Origin of the sequence: Paraburkholderia sp. BR10923 (genome assembly GCF_040948765.1) — a bacterium.
Taxonomy (GTDB): Bacteria; Pseudomonadota; Gammaproteobacteria; order Burkholderiales; family Burkholderiaceae; genus Paraburkholderia; species Paraburkholderia youngii.
Window position 1 is genome coordinate 92,839 of sequence record NZ_JBFPKO010000006.1, and the last position, 14,601, is coordinate 107,439.

At 62.6% G+C, this 14,601-nt stretch carries 14 protein-coding genes; 8 read left to right on the forward strand and 6 right to left on the reverse strand.

Translation table 11 applies throughout. The annotated features are described in order from the left end of the window. The first annotated feature begins 42 nt into the window (after nt 1–42). The 5 genes from AB3X94_RS13160 to AB3X94_RS13180 all read left to right on the forward strand — a co-directional run bounded on the left by AB3X94_RS13160 (nt 43) and on the right by AB3X94_RS13180 (nt 5,366). The gene (locus AB3X94_RS13160; RefSeq protein WP_368611757.1) at nt 43–1,644 is read left to right on the forward strand and encodes a GMC family oxidoreductase; all 1,602 of its coding nucleotides are present in this window, start codon (nt 43–45) and stop codon (nt 1,642–1,644) included. Beyond that, the gene (locus tag AB3X94_RS13165) at nt 1,641–2,411 is read left to right on the forward strand and encodes an enoyl-CoA hydratase/isomerase family protein (RefSeq protein WP_368611758.1); all 771 of its coding nucleotides are present in this window, start codon (nt 1,641–1,643) and stop codon (nt 2,409–2,411) included. The genes AB3X94_RS13160 and AB3X94_RS13165 overlap by 4 nt, the downstream gene beginning before the upstream one ends. Before the next feature lie 38 nt (nt 2,412–2,449). Beyond that, nucleotides 2,450–3,616 carry a serine hydrolase domain-containing protein gene (locus tag AB3X94_RS13170; RefSeq protein WP_368591479.1) on the forward strand — a complete coding sequence of 389 codons (1,167 nt, stop codon included), beginning with the start codon at nt 2,450–2,452 and terminating at the stop codon, nt 3,614–3,616. A gap of 8 nt (nt 3,617–3,624) precedes the next feature. Next, complete coding sequence (locus tag AB3X94_RS13175; RefSeq protein ID WP_368611905.1) at nt 3,625–4,482, forward strand: MaoC family dehydratase N-terminal domain-containing protein; 858 nt, start codon at nt 3,625–3,627, stop codon at nt 4,480–4,482. A 62-nt stretch (nt 4,483–4,544) separates the two neighbouring features. Beyond that, nucleotides 4,545–5,366, forward strand: coding sequence for a CoA ester lyase (locus AB3X94_RS13180; protein ID WP_368611759.1), 822 nt, complete (start codon nt 4,545–4,547; stop codon nt 5,364–5,366). Nucleotides 5,367–5,441: 75 nt separating this feature from the next. Here AB3X94_RS13180 and AB3X94_RS13185 read toward each other — a convergent pair whose 3' ends face one another. After that, nucleotides 5,442–6,347, reverse strand: coding sequence for an SDR family NAD(P)-dependent oxidoreductase (locus AB3X94_RS13185; RefSeq protein ID WP_176111340.1), 906 nt, complete (start codon nt 6,345–6,347; stop codon nt 5,442–5,444). 157 nt (nt 6,348–6,504) lie between these two features. Here AB3X94_RS13185 and AB3X94_RS13190 point away from each other — a divergent pair, with 157 nt between their 5' ends. Continuing rightward, nucleotides 6,505–7,707, forward strand: coding sequence for a cytochrome P450 (locus tag AB3X94_RS13190; protein WP_368611760.1), 1,203 nt, complete (start codon nt 6,505–6,507; stop codon nt 7,705–7,707). A 33-nt stretch (nt 7,708–7,740) separates the two neighbouring features. Next, nucleotides 7,741–7,911 carry a rubredoxin gene (locus AB3X94_RS13195; RefSeq protein ID WP_018436109.1) on the forward strand — a complete coding sequence of 57 codons (171 nt, stop codon included), beginning with the start codon at nt 7,741–7,743 and terminating at the stop codon, nt 7,909–7,911. A gap of 49 nt (nt 7,912–7,960) precedes the next feature. Here the strand turns inward: AB3X94_RS13195 and AB3X94_RS13200 are convergent, their stop codons facing one another. From AB3X94_RS13200 to AB3X94_RS13220, 5 genes are all read right to left on the reverse strand, one after another. After that, complete coding sequence (locus AB3X94_RS13200; RefSeq protein WP_368611761.1) at nt 7,961–9,157, reverse strand: acetyl-CoA C-acetyltransferase; 1,197 nt, start codon at nt 9,155–9,157, stop codon at nt 7,961–7,963. 50 nt (nt 9,158–9,207) lie between these two features. Further along, on the reverse strand, nt 9,208–10,500 hold the full coding sequence (locus AB3X94_RS13205; RefSeq protein WP_368611762.1) for an acetyl-CoA hydrolase/transferase family protein: 1,293 nt from the start codon (nt 10,498–10,500) through the stop codon (nt 9,208–9,210). Between the two features lie 13 nt (nt 10,501–10,513). Beyond that, nucleotides 10,514–11,701 (reverse strand): CaiB/BaiF CoA transferase family protein, encoded by a 1,188-nt coding sequence (locus AB3X94_RS13210; RefSeq protein WP_368611763.1) that lies wholly within the window; start codon nt 11,699–11,701, stop codon nt 10,514–10,516. Then, nucleotides 11,698–12,684 (reverse strand): nitronate monooxygenase family protein, encoded by a 987-nt coding sequence (locus tag AB3X94_RS13215; protein ID WP_176111334.1) that lies wholly within the window; start codon nt 12,682–12,684, stop codon nt 11,698–11,700. The genes AB3X94_RS13210 and AB3X94_RS13215 overlap by 4 nt, the downstream gene beginning before the upstream one ends. A gap of 108 nt (nt 12,685–12,792) precedes the next feature. Beyond that, entirely contained in the window at nt 12,793–13,569 is a 777-nt protein-coding gene (locus AB3X94_RS13220) for an enoyl-CoA hydratase (protein ID WP_176365545.1), read from the reverse strand. 200 nt (nt 13,570–13,769) lie between these two features. On the opposite strand from AB3X94_RS13220, the gene AB3X94_RS13225 reads away from it, so the two are divergent. Further along, nucleotides 13,770–14,564, forward strand: a complete 795-nt coding sequence (locus AB3X94_RS13225) for a crotonase/enoyl-CoA hydratase family protein (protein ID WP_176111333.1) — start codon at nt 13,770–13,772, stop codon at nt 14,562–14,564. Nucleotides 14,565–14,601 lie beyond the last annotated feature (37 nt).

Sequence of the window (14,601 nt, forward strand, 5' to 3'; positions counted from 1 at the left end):
GGTAGCGCTGGTCCGCACGCACGGACGGTGGAGAACGCATAGATGATCGAGTTTGACTTTATCGTGATTGGCGCCGGTGCCGCAGGTTGCGTGCTGGCCAATCGTCTTTCGGAAAGCGGGCGCCATTCAGTGCTGCTGATCGAGGCAGGTCCGGAAGATCGCAATCCGTTGATCCGAATGCCTAAAGGCTTCGGAAAGCTGCTGGGCGATCCAGCTCATGCCTGGTTCATTCCGGTGCAGCCCGATGACGGGAACGGGCATCGCAACGAAATCTGGCTGCGCGGCAAGATGCTCGGTGGTTCCAGCAGCATCAACGGCATGGTCTATATGCGGGGTCATCCAGAAGACTACGACGGATGGGCCGAGCTGGGCGTCGAGGGATGGAGCTGGCAGAATCTGGCGCCGTGCTTCCGGCGCATTGAGGATCACGCGCTCGGCGCCGATGAGCTACGAGGCGAGGGTGGACCGCTGAAAGTGTCGCAGTACGCGCAGCGCAATCGTATCGGCGACGCCGTGCTCGAAGCGTGCCGGTCGCTCGGCGTGAGGCGCGTTGAAGATATCAACAGGCTCGATCATGAGGGCGTGGCCTATCTGATCTATACGATACGCAACGGTCGCCGGCAAAGCTCGGCCGAAGCCTTTCTGAAACCTGCGAGGACGCGCAAGAATCTGACCGTCGTTACCGGCACGCAAGCCGCGCGAATCGTGTTCGACGGCACGCGCGCCGTCGGCGTCCAGTGCGAAAGCGCGGGGCAGCAGATCGCTTACCGGGCGCGCCGCGAGGTCGTGCTGTCGGCGGGCGCGCTCGAGTCGCCGCGGCTTTTGCAGCTTTCGGGCATTGGCGATCCAGTCCATTTGCAGTCGCTCGGCATTCCTGTCGTGGCGGCGAATCCGGGTGTCGGACGGAACATGCGCGAGCACTATCTGTATATGGTGCAGGCGCGTCTACAGCATTGGCGCGATTCGCAGAACCGGCAGTTCAGCGGCATGCGGCTATGGCGTAACGCGATCCAGTATTTTCTGTTCCGCCGTGGCGTGATGTCGCTCGGCTCGTATCAGGTGGGTGGTTTCGTCAAGACCGCGCCCGATGCGAAGCGTCCGGACGTTCAATTGATGATGGCGCCGTACTCGATGGATTTCGGCGCGGTGGGTTACGCGTTCGAGTCGTTCCCGGGCATGCAGCTCTTCAGCTATCCACTGCGTCCACGCAGCGAGGGACACGTCAGGCTCCAGTCGTCGGACCCGCGCGTGCCGCCTGAAGTCGTCGCGAACTACCTTGCCGATCCGTACGACCAGCAGATGGCCGTCAATGCGTTCCGGCTCATGCGCAACGTGCTGGCCGCCGAGCCGCTCAGGAGTCTGCTGGTGGGGGAGACACGCCCCGGCCTCGCTGTCCAGACCGATGACGAAATTCTTGACCTCTACCGGCGCGACGGCCAATCCGGTTTTCACGCATGCGGCACTTGCAGGATGGGCTCGGACCCGCTTGCCGTGCTCGATTCGCGGCTGCGCGTGCGCGGTGTCGAAGGCCTGCGCGTGATGGATCTGTCCGTCACACCCACGATGATCTCCGGCAACACGAACGGCCCGATGATGGCGATGGCATGGCGCGCCGCCGGGCTGATCCTGGAGGACGCGCGATGAGTTGCCTTGAGGACTATAAGGGGCACTTTTCGAATATCGAATTCGAGCGACGCGACGGTGTTTTGCAAGTGCGCCTGCATACGGATGGCGGCCCGCTGAAGTGGGGCGCACTCGATCGCAGCATTCACAGCCAGCTAGGCGAGGCGTTCTATCAGATCGCACGCGACCTCGACAATCGCGTGGTCATCCTGACCGGAACCGGCGATTCTTTCTGCGACGCGATGAATTACGCCGAGTTGCCGGCGGAGCCGCTTTCGCAAGTCTGGCCGCGCTTGCAACGCGAGGGGCAAGACTTGCTGATGCAACTGCTGGACATTCCGGTTCCGGTTATCGGCGCGATCAACGGGCCTGCGAATATCCATGCCGAGCTGCTGGCGCTGTCCGACATCGTGCTCGCCTCCAACCACGCAGAAATCTCGGATCAGGCGCACTTCATTCACGGCGTCGTGCCCGCGGACGGCGTGCAGATCGTCTGGCCGATGCTGATCGGCCACAACCGCGCCCGCCACTTTCTGCTCACCGGCGAGCGCATCAGTGCGCAACGTGCGTGGGAGCTTGGTGTAGTCGGCGAAGTCGTCGCGCCCGACACGTTGCTCGAACGCGCCTGGCAAATCGCGCGCGAACTCGCGGCGAAGCCGGTCGAGACGTTGCGATACACGCGCGCGGTCTTTACGCAGCCGTTCAAGCGTCGCATGGTCGTCGAACTGGGCTATGGGCTCGCGCTCGAAGGGCTTGCCGGTATCGCCGCGCAGTCCGGCAGAACGTAGCCCGTCAACGCGACATGTTCACAAATGGGAGACCCGATATGACATTGGCAGTGCAAGCATCAACGCAGCGCAGCGCGATCGTTCAGCAGGCGCTCGACCGCGCGACGCGCGAAGGCGGTGAGATCGGCGTGCAGGTGGCGGCTTATCTGAACGGCAAACTCGTGATCGACGCATGGAGCGGCGTGGCCGATCCGTCCACCGGCCGTCCTGTCGATGGCGACACGCTCTTCAATGTCTATTCGGTAACGAAGGCCGTTGCGGCAACCGCGTTGCACATCCTGGCCGACCGCGGCCTGATCGAGTACGACGCGCCAGTGACGCGCTACTGGCCGGAGTACGGCGCGCACGGCAAGGAGAAAACCACGGTGCGCGATGTGCTGACTCATCGCGCGTGCGTGCCGCAAATGCCTGAAGACGTCACGCCGGAGCTGATGTGCGACTGGCACTGGATGACCCGCGCGATCGCAAACCTGGAGCCGCTTGCCGAGCCGGGGACGAAGACGCTTTACCTTTCGATGACGTTCGGTTGGATCGTTGGCGAGCTGGTGCGACGTGCCGATCCGAAGAAGCGCTCGCTGGGCCGTTTCGTCCGCGAAGAGATCGCGATGCCGCTAGGCATCGAAGATCTATGGATTGGCATCCCTGACGAAGTCGAACCGCGCATCGCACGTCTCACCGATGCGATGGTGCCGGTTCCCGCGGAGTACCTGCCGCCGCTATTCCTGCGCTCGATGCCCGAACAGGTTGCATTGACGCCGCAAGTGTTCGAGCGTCCGGACGTGCGGCGCGCGGAAGTGGCGGGTGTTGGCGGGATCTTCAATGCGCGCAGCGAGGCGCGCTTCTGGGCGATGCTCGCATGTGGCGGTGAGTTGGACGGCGTGAGGATACTGTCGAAGGAACTCGTCGCCACGCTGAATACGCCACGTGCCAATAGCGAAGAGCCCGACCCGGTGATGTTCGGCTTTCCGATTCCGATCACGATCGGTGGCTTCTGGTTCGGCGGCAACCATCCGCCGGTGACGGCGGCGCGTTCGCCGCGCGCGTTGTGCCATCCGGGCCAGGGCAATTCGATCGGCTGGGCGGACCCGGACACCGGGCTCGCCGTCGCGATTTGCCATAACAAGCTGTTCAACCCGACCACGCCGGAAGAAGATCCACTGCTTCCGATCGCTGCGGCGATTCGCAACGCGCTGGACCTGGAGTGAGCGGCACCATGGTCATGGATATCGCGTATTTGCAGCAATGGACCGGGCGCACGGAGGAAGTGAAGGACCAGCTCACCCTCACGCCGATGACAGCGCTCGGCGCCGTGCTAGACCGGGACGACCTGCCCGCGGCAGCTGGCGATGAGTTGCCGCCGTTGTGGCACTGGCTCTATTTTCTGCCGGTTCATCGTCAGTCGGTGGTCGGGCTCGACGGGCATCCGAAGCGTGGCGGTTTCCTGCCGCCGGTCGACTTACCTCGCCGCATGTGGGCGGGCAGTCAACTCGAGTTTCTACGGCCGCTGAGAGCGGGCAGCGCGATCACCCGACTTTCTTCGATCGAGAGCGTAGCTCACAAGCAGGGGCGCACCGGCGATCTGGTGTTCGTCAAGGTCAAGCACGAAGTCAGTGATGCGAATGGCGTTGCGCTCGTAGAACGCCAGGATATCGTGTATCGCGATCATCCGGTTGCTGGCGAGAAGCCGGCGGCGTCACAGGCCGCGCCCGCAGGCGCCCATTGGGCCCGCGAGATCAATCCCGATTCCGTGCTGCTGTTCCGCTATTCGGCACTGACGTTGAATGGTCATCGCATTCACTACGATCGGCCTTACGCAACCGGAGAAGAGGGCTACGAGGGTCTCGTCGTGCACGGCCCGCTGCTCGCCACGCTACTCATGGACTCGCTGAGATCGGAACTGCCGGGCGCGCGCGTCGGAGCGTTTTCGTTCCGCGCAATCAAACCGGTGGTGGACACTTCGCCTTTCTATGTTTGCGGAAAGCGAGACGAATCCGACCCTGGCAAAGTGAGCTTGTGGATCGCTGGTAGTGACGGGTCATTGCGGATGGATGCCACGGCTGTTCTCAGCTGATCGTTGAGTCCGGTCCGCCGGCGGGTACGCCGTAGCCGGACCGGGCGCTGAATTGGAGACTTATGCGTTCGTTTCTTTTTGTGCCGGGAAGCAAGCCCGAAAGATTCGCCAAGGCGCTCGCGGCAGGCGCCGATGCGGTGATCGTTGACCTGGAGGACGCCGTTGCAGACGCGGACAAAGCGTCGGCGCGAGCCCATGTTGCCGATGCGGTACGAACATTTTCGGCATCGCCAGTTTGCGTGCTGTTGCGCATCAATGGCGCTGGAACGCAGTGGTTCGACGAGGACCTGTCACTTGCCGCGTTCGATGAGATCGATGGCGTCGTGTTGCCCAAGGCGGAGACGCCGGCCGCGTTGACCGCCGTAGCTGCGGCAACGACGAAGCCAATCTGGCCGATCATCGAATCCGCCGCGGGCGTCTGGAATGCGTTGGAGGTGGCACGCATGCCGGGCGTCGAGCGGCTGGTCTTCGGCTCGGTCGACTTCGAGCTCGATCTGGATTGCGACGGTTCATGGGACGCGTTGCTGCACGCGCGTTCGCGTATCGTGCTGGCTTCGCGCGTCGCTGGAATTGAAAGTCCGGTCGATGGCGTCACCGTGGCGATCGACGACGAGCGGCAACTCGCCGAGGACTCGTCGAAGGCGCGATCGCTGGGTTTTGGCGGCAAGCTGTGCATTCATCCGCGCCAGGTCAAGGCGGTCAACGCCGCTTTCAGCCCGAGCGCGGATCAGATTGCCAAGGCGCGGCGGATCGTCGAAGCGTATGAGCGGGCGGAAGGCGGGGCAGTGTCCGTCGATGGACGGATGGTGGACTTGCCCGTGTTGCTCAAGGCAAGACGTATCGTCAGCGCGTCCGAAAAGGTGCGCGATTCGGCAGAGGGGTGAGAGATGCGGCGGAGTGAGCGCTGCATCGCCCGCGCCGCCACTTCAAGGGGTGACGCGGGAGTGTTGCGATTTGGCTTACACCGGGTCCCACGGCGTGAGCGCCATGGAAGGCACGTTCGGGAAGAAACTCGCTTCGAACGCCGGCATGACCTGCTCGGCAATCGCTTCGGGCGTCCAGCCGCCGTCGCGATGCAGCGAGCGGATCATCCGGATCTGGTTGAAGAAGTAGATCTCGTTGGCGCGCACGCCGAAGATCTGTCCCGACACCTTCGCGGCCTGGTCGGAAGCGAGGTAGACCGCGAGCGGCGCGATCTTGCGCGATTCCATGCGCTTGAGAACTTCGACGCGTGCCTTTTGCTCAGGCGTCTCCGAGGGGATCGAGGCCGTCATCGCGGTCCATGCCCACGGTGCGATGCAGTTCGAGCGCACGTTGAATTTGGCCATGTCGAGGGCAATCGACTTCGACAGACCGACGACACCCATCTTGGCGGCCGAGTAGTTGGCCTGTCCGATGTTGCCGATCAGACCCGACGTGGAGGTCATATGAACGAAGCTGCCGCCGTTTTGCGCCTTGAAATGCGGAGCCGCGGCGCGTGCCACGAAAAACGACCCGTTCAGATGAACGTCGACGACGGCTTTCCACTCATCGAGGCTCATGTTGAAAAACATACGGTCGCGCACGATGCCGGCGTTGTTGACCACACAGTCGATGCGGCCGAACGTGTCCAGCGCGGCCTGCACGATCTTCTGCGCGGAGTCCCATTCGGCCACGCTGTCCGTGGAAGCAACCGCTTGGCCGCCGGCCTCCTTGATTTCCGCGACGACGCGCTGTGCGGCGAATTCGCCGGTTTCGGCGTTGCGACCGAGGTCGTTGACGACGACCTTGGCGCCGTTCGCCGCGAATTGCAGCGCGAAATCGCGCCCGATGCCGGCACCCGCACCCGTTACCACTACCACCTTGTCCTTGACGAAATCGCTCACTCTTGTCTCCGTTCGATACAGGCGTTGATGTTGAAAAGCTCGCCCACGTATAATAACAAAAACTGAACGCCGTTGCAGAATATGAACGATACTGCTTTGACAACGCGTGTGTAGCGATTCATCCATTCGAAGACGACAAAATGAAAGGAGACGCGCAATGAACGACATGAAAGGCAGGACCGTGCCGGACCATGTTCCGCGAGAACTCGTGGTCGATTTCGACTATATGAATCCACCCGGTGCCGAAGACGACGTCCATCGGGCGTGGAAGACGCTGCATACGGGTCCCGATATCGTCTGGTCTCCGTACTATGGCGGCCACTGGATCGCCACCCGCGGCGAAGACATCGAGGCGATGCAGAAGGACCATACCCGTTTTTCGCATCGCAGCGTCAACATCCCGCCGCTCAATGAAACGCAGCTCGTGCCGTTGGAACTCGACCCGCCCGAACATACCCAGTATCGCAACCTGATCACGCCCGCTTTTCTGCCCCAAGCTATCGCGTCGCTGGAAAGCGACGTGCGCAGCCTCGCAATCGAGCTGATCGAAAAAATCGCTCCACGAGGCGAATGCGAGTTCGTGTCGGAGTTCTCGAAGATCCTGCCGATCGTGATTTTCCTGCGTCTGGCCGATCTCCCGTTGAGCGATCGCGGACAATTGCTCGAATGGGCGGAATGGGCCGTGCGCGGCAATGTCGAGCAGCGCAACGAATCCCAGCACCGGCTGATTGGCTATATTTCCACCTGGGTGGAAAAGCGCAAGGCAGAGGCGGGCGGCGATCTCGTCAGCCTGATCGCGAACGCGCAGATCGACGGCAAACCGATCAGCCCTGAGCGGATGTTCGGCATGTTCATCGTCGTGCTGTTCGGCGGCCTCGATACCGTCGCATCGATGATGGGTTTCATCGCGCGTTTCCTCGCGGAGAACCCCGCTCATCGGCGCCAGCTAATCGAAAATCCAGAACTGATGGTTTCGTCAGTCGATGAGATGATTCGTCGCTTTGGCGTGGCGAACACCGCGCGGCTCATCACGCAGGACATGGAATACAAGGGCATCCAGTTCAGGAAGGGTGACCAGATTCAATTGCCGAATTCGCTCTTTGGCCTCGACGACCGCAAGTTCAGCGATCCGCTCGCCGTCGACCTGACGCGCAAGCCAGTGCTTCACGCGGCGTTCGGCAACGGCCCGCATCGCTGCCCGGGGTCGTTCCTTGCGCGTACGGAGATCAAGGTTTTCCTGCAGGAGTGGCTCAAACGCATTCCCGATTTTCGTATTCGCGAGGGCGACAAGCCGCGATGCGGTTCGGGCTCCGTCAACGGCATGCTTTATCTGCCGCTCGTCTGGGACGTAGCACCCTGAAGTATCCCCACCCTCAACGACTCATCGACGATCATGAAAAAGTGGCAATGCATCTTTTGCGGTTTCTACTACGACGAAGCAGCGGGACTTCCGGCGGAGGGCATCGCGCCAGGCACTCGTTGGGAAGACATTCCGGATGACTGGGCATGTCCTGAATGCGGGGCGACCAAGGCTGACTTCGTGATGATCGAGGTCGAGGCCTAAGCGTTCGGACATGCGCACGGCGTCGAGCCGTGCGCTTCATAGCCCCGGGTCAGGCGCGCTCGAATACGGCGGCAATACCCTGGCCGCCGCCGATGCACATGGTCTCGAGCGCATAGCGCCCCTTTCGGCGCGTCAACTCGTGCAACAGGGTGGTCATGATCCGCACGCCCGTTGCGCCGATCGGGTGACCGAGCGATATGCCCGAGCCATTTACGTTGAGCCGGTCTATGTCGTGCCAGTTCCAGCCTTTGAGGACAGCCAGTACCTGGCATGCGAACGCTTCATTCACCTCGACGAGATCCATCTGATCGAGCGTAAGACCGGTGCGCATCATCAGCTTCTGCACTGCGGGCACGGGACCGATGCCCATCCGTGACGGCTCGCAGCCCGCCGCGGCCCATCCCGTCAGCCATGCCATAGGCTCGAGTCCGAGCTCTTCGAGGCGGTCTTCCGCAACAACGAGGCAGGCTGCGGCCGCATCGTTCTGCTGGCTGGAGTTACCTGCGGTGACCGTTCCGCCGGGCATCAACGCGCGAAGCTTGCCGAGGCTTTCCATACTGGCGTCCGCACGGAATCCTTCATCTTTGGAAAACAGCAGCGGCTCGCCTTTTTTTTGCGGAACGCTGACCGCAACGACCTCTTCGGCCATATGGCCCGACTCCCACGCTGCCGCGGCGCGCTGATGGCTGCGCAGCGCGAACTCGTCGGCGGCCTCGCGACTGATGCCATAGTCGATGGCGAGATTTTCTGCGGTCTCGATCATGCCGGAGATATAGCCGAAACGTGATTCCGGCTGCGAGCGCTCGCGGCCGCGCGCGAGCCGGTCGTGAAACTGCACGGAGCCGGAGCGGGCGCCCCAGCGCATGTCCGTGCTGTAGTACTCGATGTTGCTCATGCTCTCCACGCCGCCAGCCAGCACGACGTCCGCAGCACCGGTCTGCACCATCATCGCGGCGGTGGCGAGCGCCTGCAGGCCGCCGCCGCAGCGGCGGTCCAGTTGCATGCCGGGCACGTCGACGGGCAGGCCGGCCTGCAGCGCGATCCAGCGGCCTACGCACGGCGTTTCGCTGTTTGCATACGATTGTGCGAAGACGACATCGTCGATGCGAGCGGGGTCGAGCCCTGCACGCCGGATCGTTTCGTTCGAGACGAGTGCACCGAGCTCTTCGACGCTAACGCCGCGCAGGCTACCACCAAAGGTGCCCACGGGCGTTCGTACAGGGGAGACAATTGCCGCGCGTTTCATGGGACGTTTCCTTGCAAAGTTCGAGGTTGCGGATGCGGGTGTGCTTGCGATCAGGCAACGAGCATCGCGCTTCCGGTGCGATGAGGGGGCAGGGCGCTCGCCATCTGATCGAGAGCGCCGCGATGATCCGGATGAGCGATCGCCAGCATGCGTTCGCGCCGTTGCCGCAGCGTCAGGCCGCGCAGATCGGCTACGCCGTATTCGGTCACCACGATGGCGGCGTCGCTGCGTGGCGTGCTGACCGGTCCATTCAACGACGCGACGATGCGGCTGGCGCCCTTGCTTGCGGTAGACGGCAATGCGATGACTGGAACGCCGCCACGCGAGCGCCGCGCGCCGCGCAGAAAATCCAGTGCGCCGCCCACCGCGCCCACATACACGCCACCGGCAACCTCGGCGTTGATCTGGCCGCTCAGATCGACTTCCACAGCCGAGTTGATGGCGACGAAGCGCTCGATGCTTGCGAGCACGTTCGCGTCGTGCGTGTAGCGGGTCGAACGGAACTCGACGGCGTCGTTGCGATGCGCGAACTCGTGAATGCGACGGCCGCCCATCATCACGCCTGCAATGGTCTTGCCCGCGTCGATGGTCTTGCGCGCATTGTTGATCACGCCGATTTCCATCAGATCGGCGACTTTGTCCCCGATCGTGCCGGAATGAATGCCGAGGTCGCGCCGATCGCCGAGGCAAGCGAGGATCGCTTCGGGAATCGCGCCGAGGCCGAGTTGAATCGTGGCGCCGTCTTCGATCAAAGCGGCCGTGTGTTGTGCAATCGCCTGATCCGTCGCGCTTGCCGCGCTTGGCGAACTCTCGGGCAGAGCGCGTGATGTCGGGAGAATGAAGTCGATCTCGTCGTCGCGAAGATATCGTTCGCCGTAAGTCCAGGGTGCCTGTTCATTGACCTCCGCAACGATGACGCGCGCGCGCTCGAGCGCAGGGATCAGATACTCATGCGCGACCGACAGGCTATAGCGGCCTTGCGAATCGGGGGGCGCCAACTGCAGCAGCAGCACGTCGATCGCAAGCTGACCCGAGTCCATCATCTCCGGGAACTGCGAATAGTGGCACGGAAGAATGTCGAGCGCGCCAGCCTTGGCCAGTGCGCGGTTGGAGCCGCTGCCGCAGTACGAAACGAAATCGATGCAGTCGGCGTGCTCGGGGCGGCACGTGTCGTAGTTGCTGGCACCGAGAAAAACCCGGAACGCGCCGACAGCATGCCGTTGCTCGAGCAGCTTGCGGGTGAGCGCAAGAGGCTCCGCGTTCGATTGGCCCCATGTGACAGTGTCGCCGCGACGGATGATGGACGCAAAGTCGATGGCGTCCGCCTCTAGCAGAATGGGCATGATGTTGTTCGCGTCAATTGGCGGCTTGCGCAAAGTCATGCGCTTCGTTGTGCTGCCCCCGCACGGCGCCCGAGGCAACGAGTTCCGCGATCCGCTCTTCGCTGTAGCCGATGCTGTGCAGGACGAGCTCCGCGTGCTCGCCCAGTCCCGGAACCGCGAGCGGTGGCGACGCGGGCTCCATGCGGAAATGAATCGGGCTCGCTATGTGGGCGCGTCCGGACGGATCGGTCTGGACCATTCTTCGCTCATGAGCATGTGGATGGTTTAGCGCCTCCGCGGTCGAGAGCACCGGCGCGACGCTGACGTTCCGGCCTTTGAACCAATCGAGCCATTCATCGAGCGTGCGCGTGATGAATGTTTGCGTCAGGAATGCTCGAACGCGTATCTGGCCTTCACCGGCCGGCCCGGTCGCGTCGGCGACAAGATCGGGGCGGCCGAGCGGCGTAAGAAGGTTGCTGGCAAAACTGTATTCCCGGCCGCCGAGGCAGAGCCATTTCGAATCGGCGGTCTCGTAGGTGCTGAGCATCGCGAGTCCGCTATCGCCCTCGGTCGCTTCCGAGGATTGCCCGGCCGGCATGTTGAGCAAACGGCCGCTCAGGTACGGCTGTGCCGTGAGCGCCGCATCGAACAGCGACACGTCGATGTAGTCGCCGCGTCCCGTTTCCCGGGCGCGCAGCAGCGCCATCAACACAGCGGACAATGCCGTCAGCGAACCGGCCAGCGCGGCGAGCGACGGTCCGGTGGCAATCGGCATTCCCCGCTCATCGCGCGGCAGCGTACCTGCAAGCGATTGAACTACCGGATCGTGTGCGGGCAATTGACAGAGCGGGCCGGTCTGGCCGAATGCGGTAATCGCGCAATAAACGACCTTCGGGTTCGCGCGGCTCACCGTGTCGTAGTCGATACCAAGGCGAGCAGCGACGCCCGGCCTCGACGATTCAATGACGACGTCGGCCTCGTTCAGCAGCTTTAGCGCGACCTCGCGTCCGTCTGGATGCTTCAGGTCGAGGCCGATGCTGAGCTTGCCGCGGTTGATAGCCGCGAAGAAAGCGCCGTCCGTGCCGGGTGCGCCGCGCGTCGGGTCGCCGGTGACCGGTTCGACCTTGATGACTTGCGCCCCGTGATCGGCGAGATTGGCAGCGAGGAACGGACCCGGCATGAACTGCGACAGGTCCACGACGCGAAGGCCGGTCAGTTTCATGCCAGAGCAGCGCTGAAGCCTAGCTGGCGTTGGGCAATAGCGGCGGCTTCCTTGACGATGCGGCCGATCAATTCCGCGCAGGTCGGCAAATCGTGAATGAGGCCTGTGACGATACCGGCGGGGAAAGCGCCGCCTTCGACTTCTCCCGTAGCGAACGCATCCATCCAGCGCTGTGCTCCGGTCAGTGCGGACAGGTCCGAGTGCGTCACGTTTTTGCTGCGCTCAAGTTCGAGCGCGGCGAGGCTCACGCTATTCTTGACCACGCGGCTCGGGTCCCCGATCGAGCGGCCCAACAGGACGGTATCGCGCTCGGTCGCTTCCAGCAGACGTTGCTTGATCGCTGGGTGGACCGGCGATTCTTGCGTGAGCATGAAACGCGTACCCATGTTGATGCCATCCGCGCCGAGCGCGAGAGCCGCCATCAGGCCGCGCCCATCGGCGAAGCCCCCGGACGCGAGAATCGGCACCTTGAGCTTTTCGGCTGCGGCGGGAATCAGGATTAGTCCGGGGATATCGTCTTCGCCAGGGTGCCCCGCGCATTCGAACCCGTTGATGCTGACGACGTCTGCGCCGAGCGATTCGGCCTTCACCGCGTGGCGAACCGTGACGCACTTATGCACGACCTTAACGCCATGTGCCTTGAACTCGGCGATGTATTTCGCGGGGTTGCTGCCAGCCGTTTCAACGACCTGGACGCCCTGGGACACGATCGTGCGAACATACGCGTCATAGTCGAGACCGGCATTCGCGCCGAGAACGGTCAGGTTGACGCCAAAGGGCTTATCCGTGAGCGAACGCACCTTGTCGATTTCGCGCGCGAGTGCATCGGCGCTTGCATGGGTGTGCGCGGAGATGAACCCGAGCCCTCCCGCGTTCCCCACGGCCGCCGCCAGTTCGGCTCGCGCCACCCAGCGCATACCGCCCTGAATGATGGGATATTGAATGCCGAGTAATTCAGTAATGCGGTTGACATACGGTTTCATCGCGCGCCTGTAATCTTGGATAGGGAGTGTGGGTGCCAGAGAAATGCGCCTGACGCGCGTGACCTGGCGTGCTCGGTTTGCCACGATGCGCGTGGCGTTCTTGGCGATTCAACAATCGCGAAACTGGGGTTTGCGCTTTTCGGCGAAGGCTGCCATGCCTTCCTTTCGATCTGCGGTGGCGAAGGTCGAATAGGCCATGCGCCGCTCGAACAGGATGCCTTCCGCGAGGCTGGATTCGTAGGCGCGGTTCACACACTCTTTCGCCATCGCCACGACGGGTTGCGAATATCGCGCTATTTCATCGGCCGTTTTCAGTGCTTCTTCGACGAGCGTGCCGACCGGCAGGATGCGGCTTACGAGGCCGCATCGTTCGGCCTCGACAGCGTCCATCTTGCGGCCGGTGAGGATCATCTCCATCGCCTTCGATTTGCCGAGCACGCGCGTGAGGCGTTGGGTGCCGCCAGCGCCGGGAATGGTCGCCAGCGTGATTTCGGGCAGGGCGAAGCGGGCGTTGTCGGCGGCGAGAATGAAGTCGCACATCATGGCAAGTTCGCAGCCTCCGCCCAACGCAAGACCCGCGACCGCCGCGATGACCGGCTTGCGGCAACGCGAGGTGCGTTCCCAGTTCGATGTGATGAACTGATTCTTGTAGACGTCCATGTACGTCCATTCGTTCATCATCTTGATGTCGGCTCCAGCGGCGAACGCCTTTTCGCTGCCGGTCAGCACGATCGAGCCGATGGCGGGATCGGCTTCAAAGTCGTCGAGTGCTGCCGTCAGCTCGTCCATCAGCTGGTTGTTCAGCGCGTTGTAGGCTTGCGGACGGTTCAGCCTGAGCAAGCCGGCTTTTCCGTGCGTTTCGACGATGATCGTCTCGTAGGCCATGCTTCTTCCTTGAGGGAATGAGGGGCAACGCTGCTCGCGCGTGGTTCGTGGGCCGCGGCGCGCCGTTCGGGTTACGTCAAAGCGTACCGCACGTTGCCAATTATTTGAACGACGTTTATGATTCTGAATGTGAGGCCCGGCTTTGTCAATTGAGCGCGAGGGCAGATTCACTAACGGGAAACACCGCGAGGAGACACTGCATGACTACTCGTCACGAGGACGGACAGATTCGCGTTGAGCAGCGCGGGAACCTGCTTTTGATGGGCATCGACCGGCCGGAAAAGCGCAACGGATTTACCCCGAAGATGTTCCGCGAACTGGCCATGGCTTACACGCAGCTCGAACAGAGCAGCGATATTTTTTGCGGGCTGGTCTACGCCGAAGGGGATCACTTTACGGCAGGGCTCGACATGCCGAAGATCGCGCCATTGCGCCGGGAAGGGAAATCCCTGCTTCCTGAAGGCGAGGTAGATCCGTTCAACTTGCGCGCGCCGCTGCGCACCAAGCCGGTCGTCATTGCGCTCAAGGGAATCTGTTTCACGGTTGCGGTCGAATTGATGCTCGCTTCGGAAGTGGCTGTGGCGGCCGATAACTGCCGTTTCTCCCAGCTTGAAGTCAAGCGGGGGATCATGGCAGGTTGTGGTGCGACGTTCCGCATGGTCCAGCGTGCCGGCTGGGGCAACGCGATGAAGGTACTACTTACTGGCGACGAATTCACCGCGGAAGAGGCGCGGCACATGAACTTCGTGCAGGATGTCGTGCCCGCGGGGCAGGAGTTCGACCGGGCGCTCGCGATCGCAGAGCGAATTGCGGCGCAGGCACCGCTAGCCGTGCAGGCCACGATGCAGAACGCGCGGGTTTCGCTGGGACAAGGCTGGCAGGATGCTTACGCGACCATTCAGTCGACCCAGCAGTTTCTCTACAACACTGAAGATGCCAAGGAAGGTGTTCAGTCCTTCATCGAAAAACGTGCGGCGAAATTCGTCGGCCGCTGATGCATGGCTTCCGGCGCAGCCGGTGCGAATTCAAGGG

Excerpts from the sequence above, each read along its gene's own strand:
- AB3X94_RS13160 (WP_368611757.1), top strand. The coding sequence starts at position 43 with ATGATCGAGTTTGACTTTATCGTGATTGGCGCCGGTGCCGCAGGTTGC.
- AB3X94_RS13165 (WP_368611758.1), top strand. The coding sequence starts at position 1,641 with ATGAGTTGCCTTGAGGACTATAAGGGGCACTTTTCGAATATCGAATTC.
- AB3X94_RS13170 (WP_368591479.1), top strand. The coding sequence starts at position 2,450 with ATGACATTGGCAGTGCAAGCATCAACGCAGCGCAGCGCGATCGTTCAG.
- AB3X94_RS13175 (WP_368611905.1), top strand. The coding sequence starts at position 3,625 with ATGGTCATGGATATCGCGTATTTGCAGCAATGGACCGGGCGCACGGAG.
- AB3X94_RS13180 (WP_368611759.1), top strand. The coding sequence starts at position 4,545 with ATGCGTTCGTTTCTTTTTGTGCCGGGAAGCAAGCCCGAAAGATTCGCC.
- AB3X94_RS13190 (WP_368611760.1), top strand. The coding sequence starts at position 6,505 with ATGAACGACATGAAAGGCAGGACCGTGCCGGACCATGTTCCGCGAGAA.
- AB3X94_RS13195 (WP_018436109.1), top strand. The coding sequence starts at position 7,741 with ATGAAAAAGTGGCAATGCATCTTTTGCGGTTTCTACTACGACGAAGCA.
- AB3X94_RS13200 (WP_368611761.1), bottom strand. The coding sequence starts at position 9,157 with ATGAAACGCGCGGCAATTGTCTCCCCTGTACGAACGCCCGTGGGCACC.
- AB3X94_RS13205 (WP_368611762.1), bottom strand. The coding sequence starts at position 10,500 with ATGCCCATTCTGCTAGAGGCGGACGCCATCGACTTTGCGTCCATCATC.
- AB3X94_RS13210 (WP_368611763.1), bottom strand. The coding sequence starts at position 11,701 with ATGAAACTGACCGGCCTTCGCGTCGTGGACCTGTCGCAGTTCATGCCG.
- AB3X94_RS13215 (WP_176111334.1), bottom strand. The coding sequence starts at position 12,684 with ATGAAACCGTATGTCAACCGCATTACTGAATTACTCGGCATTCAATAT.
- AB3X94_RS13220 (WP_176365545.1), bottom strand. The coding sequence starts at position 13,569 with ATGGCCTACGAGACGATCATCGTCGAAACGCACGGAAAAGCCGGCTTG.
- AB3X94_RS13225 (WP_176111333.1), top strand. The coding sequence starts at position 13,770 with ATGACTACTCGTCACGAGGACGGACAGATTCGCGTTGAGCAGCGCGGG.